This window comes from Zoogloea sp. LCSB751 (genome assembly GCF_002028455.1).
GTDB lineage: Bacteria > Pseudomonadota > Gammaproteobacteria > Burkholderiales > Rhodocyclaceae > Zoogloea.
In genome coordinates this window covers 1-258 of sequence record NZ_MWUM01000340.1, presented here as the reverse complement: position 1 = coordinate 258, position 258 = coordinate 1, and the positions used below count along the sequence as shown (strand labels likewise).

1 protein-coding gene is annotated in these 258 nt (G+C 69.0%); it reads left to right on the top strand.

All coding sequences use genetic code 11. The features are described from left to right. Positions 1 to 258, top strand: a 258-nt coding sequence (locus B4920_RS26870) for a hypothetical protein (protein WP_254051076.1), incomplete at both ends; no start/stop codon positions are given.

Here is a 258-nt window from a genome sequence, read left to right as displayed (position 1 = left end):
GGTCTCCGGTGCCGACAACGGGGAGCGGATCGGGCCCCAGCGCGCCGTGGTCTCCGGCCTCATCACCAGGCACCAGATGTGCGTGGCCATGGGATTGACCGCGCTGGCGGCCGTGGTGAGCGGGCTCTCCCTGCTGGTCTGCGCCTTCGGGGAGGCCTGGCAGCAGATCCTGACGTTCATCCTGCTGGGGGGCGCGGCCATCGTCGCGGCCATCACCTACACGGTGGGTAAGACTCCTTATGGCTATCGGGGGTTCGG